Origin of the sequence: Salinibaculum rarum (assembly GCF_030505615.1) — an archaeon.
GTDB classification, from domain to species: domain Archaea; phylum Halobacteriota; class Halobacteria; order Halobacteriales; family Haloarculaceae; genus Salinibaculum; species Salinibaculum rarum.
The window spans coordinates 294,714-311,556 of sequence record NZ_CP129992.1 but is presented as its reverse complement, the minus strand read 5'-3'; the positions used below and the strand labels follow the sequence as shown (position 1 = coordinate 311,556).

The window sequence follows — 16,843 nt, the reverse complement described above, 5'->3', positions numbered from 1 at the left end:
ACAGAAGATTACTGTAGAAACGAGAACTCGTATTTTTGTTTGTCCGTCTGCTCGGCGTCGGACTCGCTCATCACCTTCATTTGGCGAACGGCGTGTAAGTAACTGTTGACCTCCCGAAATCCCCCGGAACCTCGAATTCCGGGCAGGCCGTCGCTGTGGCTTCTGGCCATCTCGCGTTTCGTCGTGTCGCGGACGTGTCAGTCGGGCCGCGATGGCTGTGTGGTGTGAAGACGCCCGGGTTTATACCGCTCGCCGTGTTTTATTACACTAACTAACGATGGCCGGGTACGTCTGTACGATTGCAGGTGGGAAAGGCGGCGTCGGGAAGACGACGACGGCAGTCAACGTCGCGGCCGCGATGGAGGCAAACGGGTACGATACGGTCGTCGTCGATGCCGACCTCGGGATGGCAAACCTCGGCGAGATGCTCGGCATCGACCACGACCGGAGCATCCACGAGATTCTCGCCGGTGACGCGACTGTCACCGACGCGCTGACCGACGTTCAGGGTGGAGTGACGACCATCGCGGGCGAACAGAGCCTCGAGGCCTTCGCCGATGCCGACCCCGCGAAACTCCGGAAGGTCATCAAGACGCTCCGTGTCGCCTACGACGTGGTGCTCGTCGACACCGGCGCGGGACTGTCCCACGAGACGACGGTCCCACTCGGCCTCGCGGACGGCATCCTGCTGGTGACGACCCCCGACGACGTGGCCGTCGCCGACACTGTCAAGACCGCCCAGTTGGCCGAGCGCGTCGACGGCACCATCATCGGAGGACTCGTCTGTCGGGTGACCCACGACACCGACGTCGAAGGCATCGCCGACGACTTCGAGTTCCCGCTGCTCGGTGTCATTCCGGCCGACTCCGACGCAACCGCGAGCGAACCGCTCGTGTTCAACGCCGCAGATAGCGTGGCAGCAGACGCGTACCGACAGCTCGCCGCCGTGTTGCAAGACATCTTCTTCGAGGACGTCCCGCCCAGTGACGCGGACCTGGTGGTCGACGAGGAGTGGTTCGTCGACGACGAGGAAGACGTCGAAGAGGAGAGTTCCGGCGGCCGGTTCGGATTCTTCGGCTGACTACATCGAGTCGGGCGCTTCGACACCGAGCGCGTCGAGTGCGTTCGCGATTGTCGTCTGTGCCGCAGCGACGAGTGCCAGCCGTGCCGCCCGCGTTTCTTCCTCGGCATCGAGGACGGGACACTCCCGGTAGAACGCGTTGAAGGCTTCGGCAAAGTCACGGGTGTACGTGGCGACGACGTGGGGTTTGAGTTCGTCTGCGGCCTCCTCGACGACTGCGGGGAAGCGTGCGATGGTCCGTAGCAGGTCCTCCGCTTCGGGTGCGACGAGCGCATCGGCGTCGACGGCGTCGCCGCTTGGCACGCTGTGGCCCGCCGCGCGTGCTTCGTCGAGAATCCCACAGGCCCGGGCGTGGACGTACTGAACGTACGGTGCAGACTGGGCTTCGAAATCCAGCGCCCGTTCCCACTCGAAGGTGATGCCCTTGGTCGGCTGTTTGGAGACGATGTCGTAGCGGACGGCCCCGATACCGACCTGGTGGGCGATGCGTTCGATGTCGTCCTCGTCGAGTTCGTCGCTGCGGATGCGGTCGCCGATGCGGTCTTCGACTTCCTGGCGCGCTCGCGAGATGGCTTCGTCGAGCAGGTCGTCGAGGTCGATACCGGTTCCTTCGCGGGTGCTCATACCGCCTTCGGGGAGATTGACCCACGAGTAGTGGACCGTCGAGAGGCGGTCCGTGTCGTGGCCGAGCTGGTCCAGCGTAGCTTTTAGCTGCTCGGCCTGAAGTTTGTGGTCCTCGCCGAGGACGGTGACCGCTTCGTCGTAGTTCTCGAACTTCCACTCGTGGTGGGCGAGGTCACGCGTCGTGTACAGCGAGGTGTCGTCGGCGCGCAGGAAGACGAGGTTCTTCTCGATGTCCTCGAAGGTGAGTTGCCAGGCGTCCTCCTCGTACACCGCGCCGTCGAGTTCTTTCAGCCGCGAGACGATGTCGTCGGTCGAGCCGTCCCGCATGAATCGGGTCTCTTTGACGAACTCGTCGAACTCGGCGGGGAGCCGTTCGAGCGTCTCGCGCATCCCGCCGAGGACGGTGTCGACGACTTCGCTGACCCGCTCGTAGGTCTCCTCGTCGCCCGCTTCGAGGCCCTGGAGGATGGACTGAATCTCGTCTTCGGCGGCTTCGACGCGGTCTGGGTCTGCCTCTTCGAGGAAACTGTTGCCCTTCCGGTAGTAGCGAACCATCTCGTATTCCGGGGCGTCTCGCTCTGGCTCCGGGAGGTCCGATTCGTCGAACGTCTCGTAGGCCCAGGTGAACACGGCAATCTGGCGGCCGGCGTCGTTGACGTAGTAGTGGCGTTCGACGTCGTACCCGGCGTATTCGAGGACGCGGGCGACGGCATCGCCGATGATAGGGTTGCGCGCGCGTCCGACGTGGACGGGGCCGGTCGGGTTGGCGCTGGTGTGTTCGACGACGACGCTCGTCTCCCTGTCCGGGAGGTGACCGTAGTCGTCGGCCTGTGCGCTGTCGAGGGTGTCCACGAAGTAGCGGGCACTCGGCAGGAAGTTCACGTACGGTCCCTGTGTCTGGATGCTGTCGATGTAGGTCAACTCGTCGGCGTCGATTTCGTCTGCCACTTCGCCGGCGACCTGCGGTGGCGGTGCGCCGGCCTCACCGGCGAGCCGATAGGCCACACTCGACGCCAGCACGGCGTCGACGTCGGCCGGTGGCTCTTCGATGCCGAGGTCGTCGGTCGGGAAGTCGAGGGCTGTGAGGGTGTCCTCTAGGGCGTCCTCGACCTCCGCGCGCATCGTGAGGAACATACCGTCTCTTTCCGAGCGCCCGGTATAGGGATAACGGGTTCGACTGGCGGGACACCCGCTGTGCTCGTCGCTGCCGTACAGGCACACAGCAGCGGGCTTTTGCCGCTGGGTGTCCCACTACCCAGCAATGAGTGAATCGGACGGGGGTCCAAAACAGGTCGACGACCCGGCCTACCACAGCGAGAACCACACGGCCGCCCAGACCTGCGGGTGGACCAAAAACGCCCTTCGCGGTGAGGGGAAATGCTACAAGAACATCTTCTATGGCATCGAGTCACACCGCTGTATCCAGATGACGCCCGTCGTCAAGTGCAACGAGCGGTGTGTCTTCTGCTGGCGGGACCACCAGGGCCACGCCTACGAACTGGGCGACGTCGAGTGGGACGACCCCGCGGCCGTCGCCGACGCCTCACTGGAACTCCAGACGAAGCTCCTCTCGGGCTTTGGCGGCAACGACCAGGTGCCCCGCGAGCGCTTCGAGGAGGCCCTCGAACCCCGCCACGTCGCCATCTCGCTGGACGGCGAACCGACGCTGTATCCGTATCTGCCGGAACTCATCGAGGAGTTCCACGACCGCGACATCACCACGTTCCTCGTCTCGAACGGGACCCAGCCCGAAGTACTCGAGAAGTGCGACCCGACCCAGCTGTACGTCTCCGTGGACGCACCCGACCGCAAGACCTTCGACGCGACGGTCAAGGCAGTCGAGGACGACGCCTGGGACGACCTCATCGACACGCTGGACGTTCTCGCCGGAAAAGACGAGACCCGGACGGTCATCCGGACGACGCTGGTCGACGGGCACAACATGCACCACCCCGAGTGGTACGCGGCGATGTGTGACCGCGCCGACGCCGACTTCGTCGAACTGAAAGCGTACATGCACGTCGGCCACTCCCAGGGCCGCTTAGACCGGGGGTCGATGCCGGACCACGAGGACGTCCGGGCCTTCGCCGAGGACCTTATGCAGTATCTTCCCGAGCACGACGAACTCAAAGAGGTCGAGGCCTCCCGCGTGGCGATGCTCTCCCGCGACGAAAAGACGTGGGTGCCGAAACTGGAGAAATCCAGCGAGTTCTGGGCGCGCGATTCGGTCGCTGGGCACTGAGAAACCCGTCAGTACGGGGGAGACGACATCGCGACTGCCCGAATATCGGCATCTCATTCCCGAGATAGGGGAATGTTTATCAGAGACATACACTAATTCATTGACAAGGGGGAGACCGATGGCTCAAAAAGCTAGTACACTCCGCTCTCGCTTGCTGGGCGAGGACCGACCGACGAAACAGCGGATGGTCGAGGCACTCGAGTCGCGCCTCGAAGCGACGGAAACGGTCGAGTACCAACTCACCAGCAACGGGAGCCTTACGCACGACGAAATGGGCGGTGACACGTACGAACGGGGGAGCGACGACGGGGGACTGTTGCTCGCAGTGACCGACCGCAAACTCGTCTTCGTCGTCGATACCCGCTCGGGACTGGAGACGGCCGACATACCCTACACCGACGTCAAGGACGTCACCGCCGACAGCGGGATCTTGCGGACGACTCTCTCGGTGCGCGTGTGGGGACGGGGGACCTACTCGTTCCGTCCTGCACAGCGTGAGACGGCAAAACAGGTCGACGAGTTCGCCACGAAGGGAAGCCGGTCCTGGGACCGTGTCGTCGCTGCACTCCAGGACGCCAGACAGCACATCTTGACTATCGAGACGTACGTCCACGAGGGCCGGATGGACGACGCTCGGGAGGCCGAGGCGTCTGTCGAGTCGAACCTCCAGACCGCCGAGACACGTATCGACGACGCCAGTCAGACGTTTCAGACGCCCCTCGAAGAGCGCTACGAGCGCGTCGAGACCGAACTGGACCGTACCTGGATGGAAGCAAGATTCGAACGCGGGCAGGACCTCCTCGAGGCGGCGACCGTTCGGCCGAAGGCTGGCCAGTACAACGAGGCGGCCGCGACGCTCCTGCAAGCCCGCGAGCACTTCGAGCGGGCCCTCTCTCTTGCTGTCGAGGATGGGTTCGACCTCGACGGCGAGATTCAGTCTGCGCTCTCGGAGTTGCAGGACCGAATCGAGGACCTCGAATCGCACCCGCTCGACCTGGCCGAGGAGTCCTTAGAGCGTGCGCAGGCTGCTGACTCGCCGGAGCGTGCTGTGGTCGCCTGGGAGGATACATTCAGGCACTATCGCGAGGCGCTGGTCTCCGGGTGGGGGATGCCCATCGACTTCGACGGGGAGAAAGAGGCCCTCCGCGCGCAAGTCGAGTGGGCCGCCGCCAACGTCGTGCGCGAGCGCTGCCGACTGGCGGACCGTCTCGAAGCGACGGCTGGCACCCACCGGGAAGCCGACCGCTCACAGCAGGCAGCGGACCACTACCGGGGGGCTGCAGCGCAGGTGGTGATGGCCCGCCGGCTCGCGACCCAGTTCCAGGCGGGCGACGCCGACGCACTCGCGGCCCGCCTCGAGGACCTTCGAGCGCAGATAGCCGACTAGGTTCTCTCCCGTCTCGACGCCCATCACCAACGTTTTGCCTGCCGCCGTCCTCTCCAGAGACATGAGTGACCTGACTGCGACGATACACACATCTGAAGGCGACATCGAGGTCGAACTGTTCGACGAGCGCGCCCCCACCACTGTCGAGAACTTCGTCGGCCTCGCCGAGGGCGCCGACGACTACGAGAACACCGAGGTCGGTCTCGGGACCGGCGCGTGGGAAGACCCCGAGAGCGGCGAGAAGCGCATCGACCCGCTGTACGACGGCGTGGAGTTTCACCGCGTCATCGAGGACTTCATGATTCAGACCGGCGACCCCACCGGGACGGGACGGGGCGGCCCCGGCTACCAGTTCGACGACGAGTTCCACGACGACCTGACCCACGACGGGCCGGGCATCCTGAGCATGGCAAACTCCGGGCCAAACACCAACGGCTCGCAATTTTTCATCACGCTCGACGCCCAGCCACACCTCGATGGCAAACACGCCGTCTTCGGTGAGGTAACTGACGGCATGGACGTTGTCGAAGAGATTGGCAACGCCAACACCGACATGCACGACGCGCCGACGACGCCGATTACCATCGACTCGGTCGAAATCCACGACTAGCATGGGAGACGGGCCGACCGACCCGGCGGAGATTGGCGAGCAAGACGCGCCGCCAGTTTCGGAGAAGCCGTACAAAGTCATCTTCGAGGCCAACAAGTGCATCGGCGCCGGCAAGTGCGCCGAAGTCTCCGACAACTGGTCGCTGTCGCTTGAGACGGGCATCGCACAGCCGACAGCGTACTTTCTGTCGGCGGCCGAACTCGACGAGAACGTCCGGGCCGCGGAGGTCTGCCCGGCGAAAAAAGACCGCGGCGTCATCCACGTCATCGACCGGGAGACGGGCGAGGAGATAGCGCCCGACCCAGAGGGCGACGGCACGGTTTCTGTCGACTGGTGAGAGACTCCGAGCAGGCCACCGTCGGTTTGCCCCTGGCAATCGAAAAGCGGTAAGGGTCGGGGGCGTCTACGAACGAGCGCGAGGGGGTAGCCAAGTGGTCAACGGCGCGGGTCTTAAGAACCCGTCTCGTAGGAGTTCCGGGGTTCGAACCCCCGTCCCCTCATCGCCGGATTTCGCCGCTTTTGTACGGATACGACGCCCTTTTGAGACTGTCGCGCCTACCGAACGGTGATGACAGAGTTCCCCGACAGCGTCGAGCGCGCGTTCGACTATCACGATGCCTTCGAGCGAGACGGCGACGCCTACGTCGTGGCGACGACGGCGTTCGAGGGCCGCGTGACCGCTATCGACGGGCCGGAGTATTTCTCCGCGTACACCGTCACCGTGCACGTCCCGACGCTCTCAGCGGCCACCGCAGACGATGTCGGGGACGCGGTCGCGGACGGATGGTTCGAGACGCTGGAGCGCCGCCTCGAAGACGCACCGAAGGCAACCCGTGCCGACGTCGAACTCGACACTTTCGACGTGGAACGGGACGGTGAGGACGTGTACGTGACCTACGGGTTCGAGTGGGGCAACGCCGACCGCGCCGCCGACATCGCCAAGGCCTTTGTCGAATACGTCGAGGGGACCTACGTCGAGGGCGTGATTCCGGGCTACGAGTACGTCTCGCCGGTCGAAGACCTCATCGACACCGCCAGTCAGGAAGGTGGCGGTGGTGGCGGGACACCGCTGTAAAACGTGTTGGCCGTGAGCGCGTGCCGAGCGCGGATGCGCGAGGCCGTGCGAGTCGGGGAAGGGCAGGCCTGCCGTACCTGTGCGGAAGCGGTTGCAGTGTCGTACAGTGCGGTTGCGGTGATGACTACGATAGCAACCGCGAGCGGCCTTTTTCACCTAGTTTTTACGAGGAGTGGTCCACCGCGAGCCGACAGGCTCGCGTGTGAGACCCGACGACGTAAAAAGAGGTCTTAGTCCATAGCGATGTACGTCTGCGTGTCTTCGATACCGTCGATAGACTGGATTTCGGCGGCAGCGACGTCTTTGACTTCCGCGGGGGAGGCAACGTCGACGACGGCGATGAGGTCGATGTCGCCGGCGACGATGTGCGTGCGCTCGATGCCGTCGATGTCCGCGATTTCGGATTTCAGTCGGTCGGCCTCGCCGGTGTGGGCCTTGACCATGATGTAGGCACGGACCATCTCAGACACCCCTCGCAGTGGCGCGGGCAGTATCACCGACGATGAGACTCCGCACGTCGTTCAGTTTGTCGAAGGCCGTCAGGACGACGAGTCGGTCGCCCAAATCGAGCGTGTCGTCGGGCGTCGGCAGTGCGAGCGATTCGGCGTCTTCGCCGAACGCGAGCAGACGCGTCTCGGCGGGGAGTTCGAGTTCGCTGAGGCTGTACCCGCGCATCGGGGAGGCTTCAGTGATAGTCAACTCGATGAGCTGGAGGTTCTGTTCGATGTCGGCGATGGCACGGATGTTCCCGCCCAGCAGGGCGTTTTTCATGACGATGGCGCCGAGGCGTTCGGGGTAGACGACCTCGTCGACCTCGTCGGCGTACTTGCGGTAGATGTCCTCGCGGTAGTCCTCGTCGATGCGCATGACCGTCCGACAGCCGTACTGGTGGGCAATCATGCAGCTCGCGAAGTTGTCGTTCAAATCGCCGGTGAGCGCGCCGACAGCGTCAGCCGACTCGAGGTCGGCCTGCTCCAGTGTCGCCTCCAGCGAGCCGTCGCCTTTGATGACCTGGAACCCTTCGCTCCGGGCGCGTGAGACGGCTTCCTCGTCGCCCTCGACGAGCACGACCTCGTGGTCGCTGTCGACGAGCGCGCGGGCGGTCCGCAACCCGACGCGGCCAGCACCAATGATAACGAATCGCATGGTAACCGATATGACGACCCAGGCAAAGAATCTTACCCCGCGTTCCGTGGGGAACGCTTTTGGTATGACAATACGTACCACGAGCACGATGGTTCGCGCGTTCATCATGGTAAAGACGGCGGCCGGAAAGTCGGCGGACCTGCGGGACGGTATCGCCGGGGTCGAGGGCGTCCGGGAAGCCCACGTCGTCGCAGGCCAGTACGACCTCATCGTCGAGGCAGAGGGCGAAGAAGTGTACGACGTGATTCACAGCGTCGCGACAGACGTCCGCGATTTCGACGGTGTAGCCGACACGCGGACGTACATCTGTCTGGAGTAGTCGCCGGAGGTGTCCGACACCCAAAAGGTGGTCCGGGCCCAAATGGGCGTATGGTCGCCGCGTTCGAACTGCTCGGACTGCTCTTTATCCTGCTGGTCAATACAGCCATCGCCGCGCTGATGACGCGCTTTTTCCGCGTCAGACTCTACACCAGGTGGGGCAGTGTCATCTATACGGTCCTGTTGATTCCAATCGTCCTCGTCGTAACGACGCTCGTACTCGGGTCGATTCTGGGGCCGAACCTCGGAAGCGCCGGGACGGTCATCGCGCTGACCGTCCTCATGCCGGCGTCTGTCGGTGTCGCCTTCGACTACTTCTGGATGCCGGCCCCCGACGACGTCGACCTTCCGGACAGGAGTGACCGCCGGCAGGTCCGCCGCTAGAGCAGCGTCCCGACTGCTTCGCGAACTGCCTCCTGGACGGCTGCCTGTGGCTGCGTGGCGTCGATTTCCACGAAGCGTTCGCGCTCGGCTTCGAGGAGTGTGCGGTAGTTTTCCCGAACGTCTTTGAGATACGCTGCCGTCTCGAATTTGTTCGTGGCGCCGCTGCGCTCGGCGGCGGTTTCGGGGTCGACGTCGAGATAGATAGTCGCGTCCGGTGGTCTGGTCCAGGGTTGGTGGATGCGCTGGACGAACGCCATCGGCTCTTCGAGGACGCCATCGAGTGTCGCGCCCTGGTAGGCGTAGCGCGAATCTGAGTAGCGGTCCGAGATGACGACCTCGCCGGCTTCGAGGGCCGGCCGGACGACCGAGGTGAGATGGTCGGCGTGGTCGGCCGTGTAGAGAAACAGTTCTGCGAGCGGGTCGGCGTCGTCGTCGGCGATAGAGCGCTCGACGGCGTCGCCGTACCACGAGTCTGTCGGTTCCCGCGTGAACGTCGTGTCTGCGGGGACGACGCTGCTGTCCCGTAACATCTTCCAGCAGGAGGTCTTGCCGCTGCCGTCCAGTCCCTCGAGCGTGACGAGCATACGTCGACCTGTGGGGCGGGTCACTAAATATCCGTCCTGTTGGTCCGTCGCCAGTCTCGCGAGCCTAACTGATTGCGCGGTGGTTTTACAATGCAATCGGGAGAATGTGGCGTATGGACGTACTAGTTGCCGGTGGCAGTGGCTTTCTCGGCCAGCATCTCTGTGCAGAACTTGACGACCGCGGACACGACGTGACGGCACTCTCCCGTGACCCCGACCCAGCGGAGTTGCCGGCTGGTGTCGAGACAGCGATGGGCGACGTGACCGCCTACGACTCCATCGCCGAGAGTTTCGAGGGGCAGGACGCGGTGGTGAACCTCGTCGCGCTCTCGCCGCTGTTCGTACCGAAGGGCGGCAACGAGATGCACGACCGAGTTCACCGCGGCGGCACGGAAAACTGTGTGCGAGCGGCCGAAGAACACGACGTCGACCGGTTCGTCCAGCTGAGCGCGCTGGGTGCGGACCCCGACGGGCCGACCAACTACATCCGTGCGAAAGGGCAGGCCGAAGAAATCGTCCGTGACTCGTCGCTCGACTGGGTGATGTTTCGTCCCTCCGTCGTCTTCGGCGAGGGCGGGGAGTTCGTCTCCTTCACGAAGCGACTGAAGAAACTGTTCGCGCCCGGACTTCCGCTCTACCCGCTCCCGGGGGGTGGCACGAAGACGCGGTTCCAGCCTATCTGGGTCGGTGACCTCGTGCCGATGATAGCCGATGCAGTCGGAGACGACGACCACGTCGGCCAGACCTACGACATCGGCGGTCCCGAGGTCCTGACGCTTCGGAAAATCACCGAGATGGTCTACGAGGCGGCAGACAAGTCGGTCACAATCGTCGGTCTGCCGATGGGGCTTGCCGGCATCGGACTGAAGACACTCAGTATCTTGCCGGGATTCCCGATGGGCGGTGACCAGTATCGCTCGTTGAATTTCGACAACACCACCGACGACAACGACGTCGGCGCGTTCGATGTCGCCCCCGAGGAGATGACGACGCTCGCGGCCTACCTCGGCGTCGAGTGACGGCCCAAATCGGCTCCGAACCACCTGACGGGTAGGTCTTGTGGCCGACCGGCGGCTGGCCCAGTCACATCTCGGATTGGTCTCCTCACTGCCATCTCGCTCGAATCGCGGGCAGGGAGGCTGTCGAAGCCAGTGGCCGTATCGATTTTTGATACCTGGACAAAACACTTATGCGTACGATGCTATAGTTTCCGTCTAAGCTACAGTCATGAAACTCGCGATGATTGGGTTCGGGCAGGCTGGCGGGAAAATCGTCGATAAGTTCCTGGAGTACGACGAACGGACGGGAAGTGGCATCGTCCGTTCGGCCGTCGCAGTGAACACGGCGAAAGCAGACTTGCTCGGGCTCGACCGAATTCCGGAAGAAAATCGCGTCCTCATCGGACAGGCGCGTGTGAAAGGCCACGGTGTTGGAGCCGACAACGAACTCGGCGCGGAAATCGCCGAAGAGGACATCGACGAGGTACAGGGTGCCATCGACAACATTCCTGTCCACGAAATCGACGCGTTTCTCATCGTCGCGGGTCTCGGTGGCGGGACCGGCTCCGGTGGATCGCCAGTGCTTGCGAAACACCTCAAACGCATCTACACCGAACCGGTCTACGGGCTCGGTGTCCTGCCAGGTGGTGACGAAGGGGGCATCTACACGCTCAACGCTGCCCGCTCGTTCCAGACCTTCGTTCGTGAGGTCGACAACCTGCTCGTCTTCGACAACGACGCCTGGCGAAAGACCGGCGAGTCCGTCCAGGGCGGCTACGACGAGATAAACGACGAAATCGTCCGCCGCTTTGGCGTTCTGTTCGGTGCCGGCGAGGTCGGCGCCGGCGACAACGTCGCGGAGAGTGTCGTCGACTCCTCGGAGATTATCAACACGCTCTCGGGCGGTGGCGTCTCCACGGTCGGATACGCGACCGAATCTGTCGAGACCGAGGACTCGGGGGGACTGCTCTCCCGGTTCAAGGATGACGGCGATGACATGGACACCGCGAACACGACGAACCGCATCACGTCGCTCGTCCGGAAGGCCGCCCTCGGGCGGCTGACGCTGCCCTGTGAGATCGATGGTGCCGAGCGCGCACTGCTTGTCCTCTCTGGACCGTCTGCACACCTCAACCGGAAAGGCATCGAGCGCGGCCGCAAGTGGCTCGAGGAGCAGACCGGAAGTATGGAGGTCCGCGGTGGGGACTATCCCATCAACGAACCCAACGTCGCCGCTGCAGTCCTGCTGTCGGGCGTACACAACGTCCCCCGCATCAAGGAACTCCAGCAAGTGGCAATCGAGGCACAGGAAAACATCGACGAACTCCGGGAAGAGAGCGAAGAGAATTTAGAGTCGCTTGTCGAAGATGAGGAAGATGAGTTGGACCCACTCTTCTAAGGTTGTCACTGCGGCACTTCTGGTGGTCCTTGTCGGGACCCTCGGTACAGCCGCGGCAATAGACGTATCGTCGTCAGGTGCCCCACAGGAGGCCGAAGTCGGTACCGAAATCAACGCCACGATTACAATCGAGGACCCTTACCAGGGCGACAGCATCCCCTCTGAGTGGACGCTGCGTGGTAGTACCGAACTCGAGAACGTGAGTTGGACCATCGAGGAGACCGACCAGGGCAACCCGAGCGGCGACGACTCCTCAGGCGCCCAGTCGTTCACTCAGGAACTTCCGATGGATGGGCAGCAGGGTGATCAGATTACCATCACGATTCGCGGTGACGTCCCCGCTATCACGAACTACACCTACAACCCACACGAGAACTTCACGATGTACGAAATCGAACGGGTCACGGGCAGCAACGCCGAGACGCTCGAGACCCACTCGGTCGACCACTACACTGGTGATAGCAGGGAGGCACGCCAGGCTATCCAAAACGCAAGTGCTGCCATCGAGGAGGTCAACGGCGACGAGGACGCCTCGAACCGCCTCGACCAGGCCATCTCCGCGTATAACCAGGGCAACTTCGACAACGCAATCAGCATCGCAAGTGACGCTGAAAATCTCGCCCAGAACAAACAGCAGTCCCAGCAGACCACGCAACTGCTCCTCTATGCTGTCGGCGCCCTCGTCGTGATTGCACTCGTCGGTGGGGTCCTCTGGTACTGGCGCCAGCAACAGCAAGACAACTACAAGCTCCAGTAGCGAATGGAAGTTTTCGTCCCGTTCGACGCCACCGACCCGAAAACACGCCTTTCTGACCTGCTCGATGCCGACGAGCGGTCGGCGGTCGCGCGGGCGATGCTCCGTGACGTTCTGGACGCACTCGCCGAGACGCCCCACCAGCCACGGGTGCTCGCGACCGAGGACGTTGACTGTTCGGCGCCGGTTACCGTCGACGACCGGCCGCTGACGCCTGCCGTCAACGACGCACTCGCCGCTGTCGACGGTCCCGCCGCCGTCGTGATGGCCGACCTCGCACTGGTGACACCTGACGCGCTCGGGCGGCTGTTCGAACCCGATGCCGGCGTGGTCCTGGCGCCCGGCCTCGGCGGCGGAACGAACGCACTCCTCGCCCGGCGGCCCGCGTTTCGGGTCGACTATCACGGCTTCTCGTATCGGGACCACGTCGAGGCGGCCACGGCCGTCGGCGGCGACGTCGTGACAGTCGACTCTTTTCGGCTTGCCGTCGACGTCGATGCGCCCGACGACCTCGTCGAGGTGCTTCTCCACACGGACGGCCGGACGGCCGCGACGCTGCACTCTCTCGGGGTCGAACTGGCTCCCACAGAGAGTCGCGGCGCGGTCACCCGCCGTTCCTGAGATATCGAGAGAACGGCTGTGACTGACGTTTCCGGCTGTCTCGGCGAACGCGTCTGATGACTGAACAAGCCTTTTTATGCTGAGAGTCTGTAGTGGGACACGCACGGGCCGACCCGTGCAACGTCGGGTACGTGTCTCGCGCCGCGCACCCGGACCGTGCCAACTACCGCTCGGCACACGGCAGTTCGGCCCCCTCCATGGCTGGACTGCCCACGTCTCGCACGCGTTCTCGCCGGAGTCGTGAACACTTTCAGCGTCGCCACCGGAGTGTCCCCCGTGTTCCCCGGGGCCGACCAGTACGACGTCGACATCACCGTCGAGAGCGACGCCGTCGAGCGACTCCTCGACGTGCGTCCAGGCGACGTTGAGCCGGCTGACTCGCTTTCCTTTTGCCGGAACGTCTTCGTGCCGCTGACGACGGCCTGCCGGTACACCTGCACGTACTGTACGTACTACGACGTGCCCGGTGAAGCCTCGCTGCTTTCCCCCGAGGAGGTCAGAGACATCTGCCAGACGGGCGCTGACGCCGGCTGTACGGAGGCTCTGTTCACCTTCGGTGACGACCCCGACGACCGCTACACCGAAATCTACGACCAGCTCGCCGAGTGGGGCCACGACTCGATTCACACCTACCTCCGGGAGTGCTGTGAAGTCGCGCTCGATGTGGGATTGTTGCCCCACGCCAACCCCGGCGACCAGACGCGCGAGCAGATGGCCGCAGTCGCAGACGTCAACGCCTCGATGGGTGTCATGCTCGAAACTACCGCCGAGGTGCAGGCCCACGGTGGGCCACGCGCCAAGTCGCCGGGCCAGCGGCTCAACACGCTCAAAAACGCTGGCGAACTCGGCGTTCCCTTTACCACGGGCATTCTCGTCGGCATCGGTGAGGACTGGACCGACCGCGCGGAGAGTATTCTCGCAATTCGTGATCTCCACGAGCGGTACGGCCATATCCAGGAGATAATCGTCCAGCCGGTCGCGGAAAACGAACGCTGGCGGGACGGCTCGCCAAGCGTCGAGACGCTGCGACGGACGGTCGCGATGGCCCGCGCCGGACTCCCGGAGGAAATCTCCGTCCAGGTACCGCCGAACCTCGCGCCCGCCCGTGACGTGGTCGACTGCGGCATCGACGACCTCGGCGGGGTGTCGCCGATTACTGACGACCACATCAACCCCGACTACGAGTGGCCCGCCCTCCAGACGCTCCGCGAGATTGCCGCGTACGCCGACGTTCCACTCGAAGAGCGCCTGCCGGTGTACGAGCGCTACCTCCCTGCGGAACTTCGGAGCGGGGACTTCGACGGAGTGCCGGCCGAGGCGCCCCCAGCTGGTGCTGGCTGGCTGTCGCCGGTGATTCGCGACGCGCTGACGGCCGAGGACGGGGCCGGCCGGCGGTATCGTGCGGTCGTCGAGGACGGCGCGCCGCCGGCGTAACTACCGGACGAGGTGTGCGAACACGCGTGATTCTATCTTCCGGAGGTGTTCACCGACTGTACTCGGCGCGGCGCCGACGTCGGCAGCGATGTCCTCGTGGGTCGCCTGCCGGGGGTTGTCATAATAGCCCAGGTCGGTGGCGGCTTCGAGCACCTCCCGCTGGCGCTCGGTCAGCGAGAGAAAGAGGTCGCCCAGTTCGGGGTGGTGCTCGCCGGTCTCCAGTACTTCGACGGTGTAGGCGTCGGTGTCCGTCGGCGTCGCCTCGCGGAACGCTCCCATCGGGCCGACGAGCGTGAGGACAAAGGCCCCGTCTGCTTGGACTTCGATTGGCGTCTCGACGGCGAGTTCGGACTCGTACTGGAGTTCGAGCATCTCCCTGTTGTCCTCGTTTGGCTCGAAGTGGGTGTAGGAGTACCACCACCCATCGTCTTCCACGATGCTGAAGTCGTAGACGTACTCGGACTCGGTTAGAATCTCGCGGTAGCGGGCCACGTCGCCACGGGCCTCGGCCAGCAGGAGGCCGCTGCCGTCGTCGAGCATCTCGACGCGGTGGATATTTCCCCGTTCGACGGCCTCGTCGGCCGAGAGCGCACGCCCGAGCGGATGGAATGCCTCCCCTTCCGTCGGGGAGACACGAAGCGTGACGTAGCGCATACGGTCGGATTGTGTGCCACTGGGAAATTTGCTTCGTTAAAAAGGTGCCACGGATACGGCGCAGTAACCTCTGGCCACTCCGGGGCGAACGTGGAGATGCCGCCTCAGTCATGGCAACCCAACAGACTCCCCCAGGACCGACCGGCCTCCCGCTCGTCGGGAACACACACCAGTGGGCGCGCGACCCGAACGCCTTCCGCGAGCGGTGTGCCGACGAATACGGCCCCGTCGTCAACTACGAACTGCTCGGGTGGGACACCTACATGGTGACCGACCCCGCGGAAATCGAGCGCATCCTCGTCGAAGAGAGCGACCGGTTCCCGAAACACGACGACAGCAACAGCGAACTCAAACAGATTGTCGGCGACGGTCTCATCACCAGCGAGGGCGACCTCTGGCAGCGCCAGCGCGAGGCCATCCAGCCCGCCTTCTACATGGACCACATCCGCGAGTACGCCGACATCATGGTCTCGCGCAGCGAGGAGGCAAGCGCCCGCTGGAACGCTGGCGAGACCGTCGAGATGCGCGAGGAGATGACCCGTCTCACGCTGGAGATTCTCGTCGACGCGATGTTCGGGCGCGACATCGACATCGCCGAACGTGGCATCTACGACGCCGTCGAGGCGTTCCAGAAGCCGATGCAACCGAGATACCAGCCCATCACCTTCTTCGCGCCCGACTGGACGCCCCTGCCCTTCCTCCGGCGGGCCAACCGCGCCCACGACCACCTCCACAAGCAGATTGACGAGATTATCGACACGCGCCGCGCGAGGCGCAACCGCGACGGCCACGACGTCGACCGCGACGACCTCCTCTCGATGTTGCTCGACGGCGACACCGAGATGCGCGACACCCAGATTCGCGACGAGATGATGACGTTCCTGTTTGCGGGTCACGAGACGACCGCCCTCTCCTTGACCTTCACCTGGGACCTCCTCTCGCGCACCCCAGACGTCGCCGACCGCCTTCGGACCGAACTCGACGAGACCATCGACGGGCGTCCGACTATCGAGGACGTCTTCGAACTCGACTACACCGAGGCCGTGGTCAACGAGTCGATGCGGCTCTACCCGCCGGCCCACGAGATTCGACGCCAGCCAGCCGAAGACGTCGAGATTGCTGGCTACCGCGTCCCCGAAGGGTCGCTGTTAGTGTTGCCCACGTGGGTACTGCACCGCGACGAGCGTTACTGGGACGACCCGGCGGCGTTTCGACCGGAGCGGTGGCTCGACACGAGCGACTCCGAGTCTGACCGCCCGGAGTTTGCCTACTTCCCGTTCGGTGGCGGGCCGCGCCACTGTATCGGGCACCGCTTTGCGATGACCGAGGCGCAGTTGGTCCTGGCGACGCTGGCACGCGAGTGGACACTCGACCGCCAGTACGACGACCTGTCGGTCACACCGGCCGTAACGCTGCAGCCGACGGACGACGTCGAGATGGTCCCACACCCCCGCTGACGCTATCCCCTCCGCCTAGCTCGTAACCGACCTCAGAAATCTGCCCTCGATTCTCGAAGATGTCCACAGCGGAGC

19 protein-coding genes and 1 tRNA gene are annotated in these 16,843 nt (G+C 64.1%); 15 read left to right on the top strand and 5 right to left on the bottom strand.

Features of this window, described 5'->3' with window-relative positions:
• The first annotated feature begins 277 nt into the window (after positions 1 to 277).
• On the top strand, positions 278 to 1,081 hold the full coding sequence (locus QYL91_RS01765; protein WP_302081667.1) for a MinD/ParA family ATP-binding protein: 804 nt from the start codon (positions 278 to 280) through the stop codon (positions 1,079 to 1,081).
• On the opposite strand, the gene argS is transcribed toward QYL91_RS01765, so the two are convergent.
• On the bottom strand, positions 1,082 to 2,839 hold the full coding sequence (gene argS, locus QYL91_RS01760) for an arginine--tRNA ligase (RefSeq protein WP_302081666.1): 1,758 nt from the start codon (positions 2,837 to 2,839) through the stop codon (positions 1,082 to 1,084).
• A 127-nt stretch (positions 2,840 to 2,966) separates the two neighbouring features.
• On the opposite strand from argS, the gene twy1 reads away from it, so the two are divergent.
• The 6 genes from twy1 (at position 2,967) to QYL91_RS01730 (ending at position 7,019) form a co-directional block, all read left to right on the top strand.
• Positions 2,967 to 3,947, top strand: coding sequence for a 4-demethylwyosine synthase TYW1 (twy1, locus tag QYL91_RS01755; protein WP_302081665.1), 981 nt, complete (start codon positions 2,967 to 2,969; stop codon positions 3,945 to 3,947).
• Positions 3,948 to 4,065: 118 nt separating this feature from the next.
• Positions 4,066 to 5,334, top strand: a complete 1,269-nt coding sequence (locus tag QYL91_RS01750) for a PH domain-containing protein (protein ID WP_302081664.1) — start codon at positions 4,066 to 4,068, stop codon at positions 5,332 to 5,334.
• A gap of 61 nt (positions 5,335 to 5,395) precedes the next feature.
• The gene (locus tag QYL91_RS01745) at positions 5,396 to 5,944 is read left to right on the top strand and encodes a peptidylprolyl isomerase (RefSeq protein WP_302081663.1); all 549 of its coding nucleotides are present in this window, start codon (positions 5,396 to 5,398) and stop codon (positions 5,942 to 5,944) included.
• A 1-nt stretch (position 5,945) separates the two neighbouring features.
• Entirely contained in the window at positions 5,946 to 6,281 is a 336-nt protein-coding gene (locus QYL91_RS01740) for a ferredoxin (RefSeq protein ID WP_302081662.1), read from the top strand.
• A gap of 80 nt (positions 6,282 to 6,361) precedes the next feature.
• A tRNA-Leu gene (locus QYL91_RS01735) sits at positions 6,362 to 6,444 on the top strand.
• A 68-nt stretch (positions 6,445 to 6,512) separates the two neighbouring features.
• A complete protein-coding gene (locus QYL91_RS01730) occupies positions 6,513 to 7,019 on the top strand; it encodes a DUF5813 family protein (protein ID WP_302081661.1) in 507 nt (168 codons plus the stop codon).
• A gap of 230 nt (positions 7,020 to 7,249) precedes the next feature.
• Here the strand turns inward: QYL91_RS01730 and QYL91_RS01725 are convergent, their stop codons facing one another.
• On the bottom strand, positions 7,250 to 7,480 hold the full coding sequence (locus tag QYL91_RS01725) for an Lrp/AsnC family transcriptional regulator (protein WP_302081660.1): 231 nt from the start codon (positions 7,478 to 7,480) through the stop codon (positions 7,250 to 7,252).
• Position 7,481: 1 nt separating this feature from the next.
• Positions 7,482 to 8,165 carry a potassium channel family protein gene (locus tag QYL91_RS01720; RefSeq protein ID WP_302081659.1) on the bottom strand — a complete coding sequence of 228 codons (684 nt, stop codon included), beginning with the start codon at positions 8,163 to 8,165 and terminating at the stop codon, positions 7,482 to 7,484.
• Between the two features lie 88 nt (positions 8,166 to 8,253).
• On the opposite strand from QYL91_RS01720, the gene QYL91_RS01715 reads away from it, so the two are divergent.
• Together QYL91_RS01715 and QYL91_RS01710 are read left to right on the top strand one after the other, a co-directional pair.
• The gene (locus QYL91_RS01715) at positions 8,254 to 8,484 is read left to right on the top strand and encodes an Lrp/AsnC ligand binding domain-containing protein (RefSeq protein WP_302082889.1); all 231 of its coding nucleotides are present in this window, start codon (positions 8,254 to 8,256) and stop codon (positions 8,482 to 8,484) included.
• Positions 8,485 to 8,534: 50 nt separating this feature from the next.
• The gene (locus tag QYL91_RS01710; protein WP_302081658.1) at positions 8,535 to 8,867 is read left to right on the top strand and encodes a DUF7991 family protein; all 333 of its coding nucleotides are present in this window, start codon (positions 8,535 to 8,537) and stop codon (positions 8,865 to 8,867) included.
• On the opposite strand, the gene tmk is transcribed toward QYL91_RS01710, so the two are convergent.
• On the bottom strand, positions 8,864 to 9,451 hold the full coding sequence (gene tmk, locus QYL91_RS01705; protein WP_302081657.1) for a dTMP kinase: 588 nt from the start codon (positions 9,449 to 9,451) through the stop codon (positions 8,864 to 8,866). The two genes, QYL91_RS01710 and tmk, sit on opposite strands and share 4 nt — an antisense overlap.
• 113 nt (positions 9,452 to 9,564) lie before the next feature.
• Between tmk and QYL91_RS01700 the strand changes: the two genes are divergently transcribed.
• From QYL91_RS01700 to cofG, 5 genes are all read left to right on the top strand, one after another.
• On the top strand, positions 9,565 to 10,470 hold the full coding sequence (locus QYL91_RS01700) for a complex I NDUFA9 subunit family protein (RefSeq protein ID WP_302081656.1): 906 nt from the start codon (positions 9,565 to 9,567) through the stop codon (positions 10,468 to 10,470).
• A gap of 208 nt (positions 10,471 to 10,678) precedes the next feature.
• The gene (locus QYL91_RS01695) at positions 10,679 to 11,848 is read left to right on the top strand and encodes a tubulin/FtsZ family protein (RefSeq protein ID WP_302081655.1); all 1,170 of its coding nucleotides are present in this window, start codon (positions 10,679 to 10,681) and stop codon (positions 11,846 to 11,848) included.
• The gene (locus QYL91_RS01690) at positions 11,826 to 12,605 is read left to right on the top strand and encodes a hypothetical protein (RefSeq protein ID WP_302081654.1); all 780 of its coding nucleotides are present in this window, start codon (positions 11,826 to 11,828) and stop codon (positions 12,603 to 12,605) included. The genes QYL91_RS01695 and QYL91_RS01690 overlap by 23 nt, the downstream gene beginning before the upstream one ends.
• A 3-nt stretch (positions 12,606 to 12,608) precedes the next feature.
• Positions 12,609 to 13,223 (top strand): 2-phospho-L-lactate guanylyltransferase, encoded by a 615-nt coding sequence (cofC, locus tag QYL91_RS01685; RefSeq protein WP_302081653.1) that lies wholly within the window; start codon positions 12,609 to 12,611, stop codon positions 13,221 to 13,223.
• A gap of 276 nt (positions 13,224 to 13,499) precedes the next feature.
• Positions 13,500 to 14,657, top strand: coding sequence for a 7,8-didemethyl-8-hydroxy-5-deazariboflavin synthase subunit CofG (cofG, locus tag QYL91_RS01680; RefSeq protein WP_302081652.1), 1,158 nt, complete (start codon positions 13,500 to 13,502; stop codon positions 14,655 to 14,657).
• On the opposite strand, the gene QYL91_RS01675 is transcribed toward cofG, so the two are convergent.
• Positions 14,658 to 15,311 carry a helix-turn-helix domain-containing protein gene (locus QYL91_RS01675; protein WP_302081651.1) on the bottom strand — a complete coding sequence of 218 codons (654 nt, stop codon included), beginning with the start codon at positions 15,309 to 15,311 and terminating at the stop codon, positions 14,658 to 14,660.
• Between the two features lie 110 nt (positions 15,312 to 15,421).
• Here QYL91_RS01675 and QYL91_RS01670 point away from each other — a divergent pair, with 110 nt between their 5' ends.
• On the top strand, positions 15,422 to 16,768 hold the full coding sequence (locus QYL91_RS01670; RefSeq protein ID WP_302081650.1) for a cytochrome P450: 1,347 nt from the start codon (positions 15,422 to 15,424) through the stop codon (positions 16,766 to 16,768).
• Positions 16,769 to 16,843: the final 75 nt, after the last annotated feature.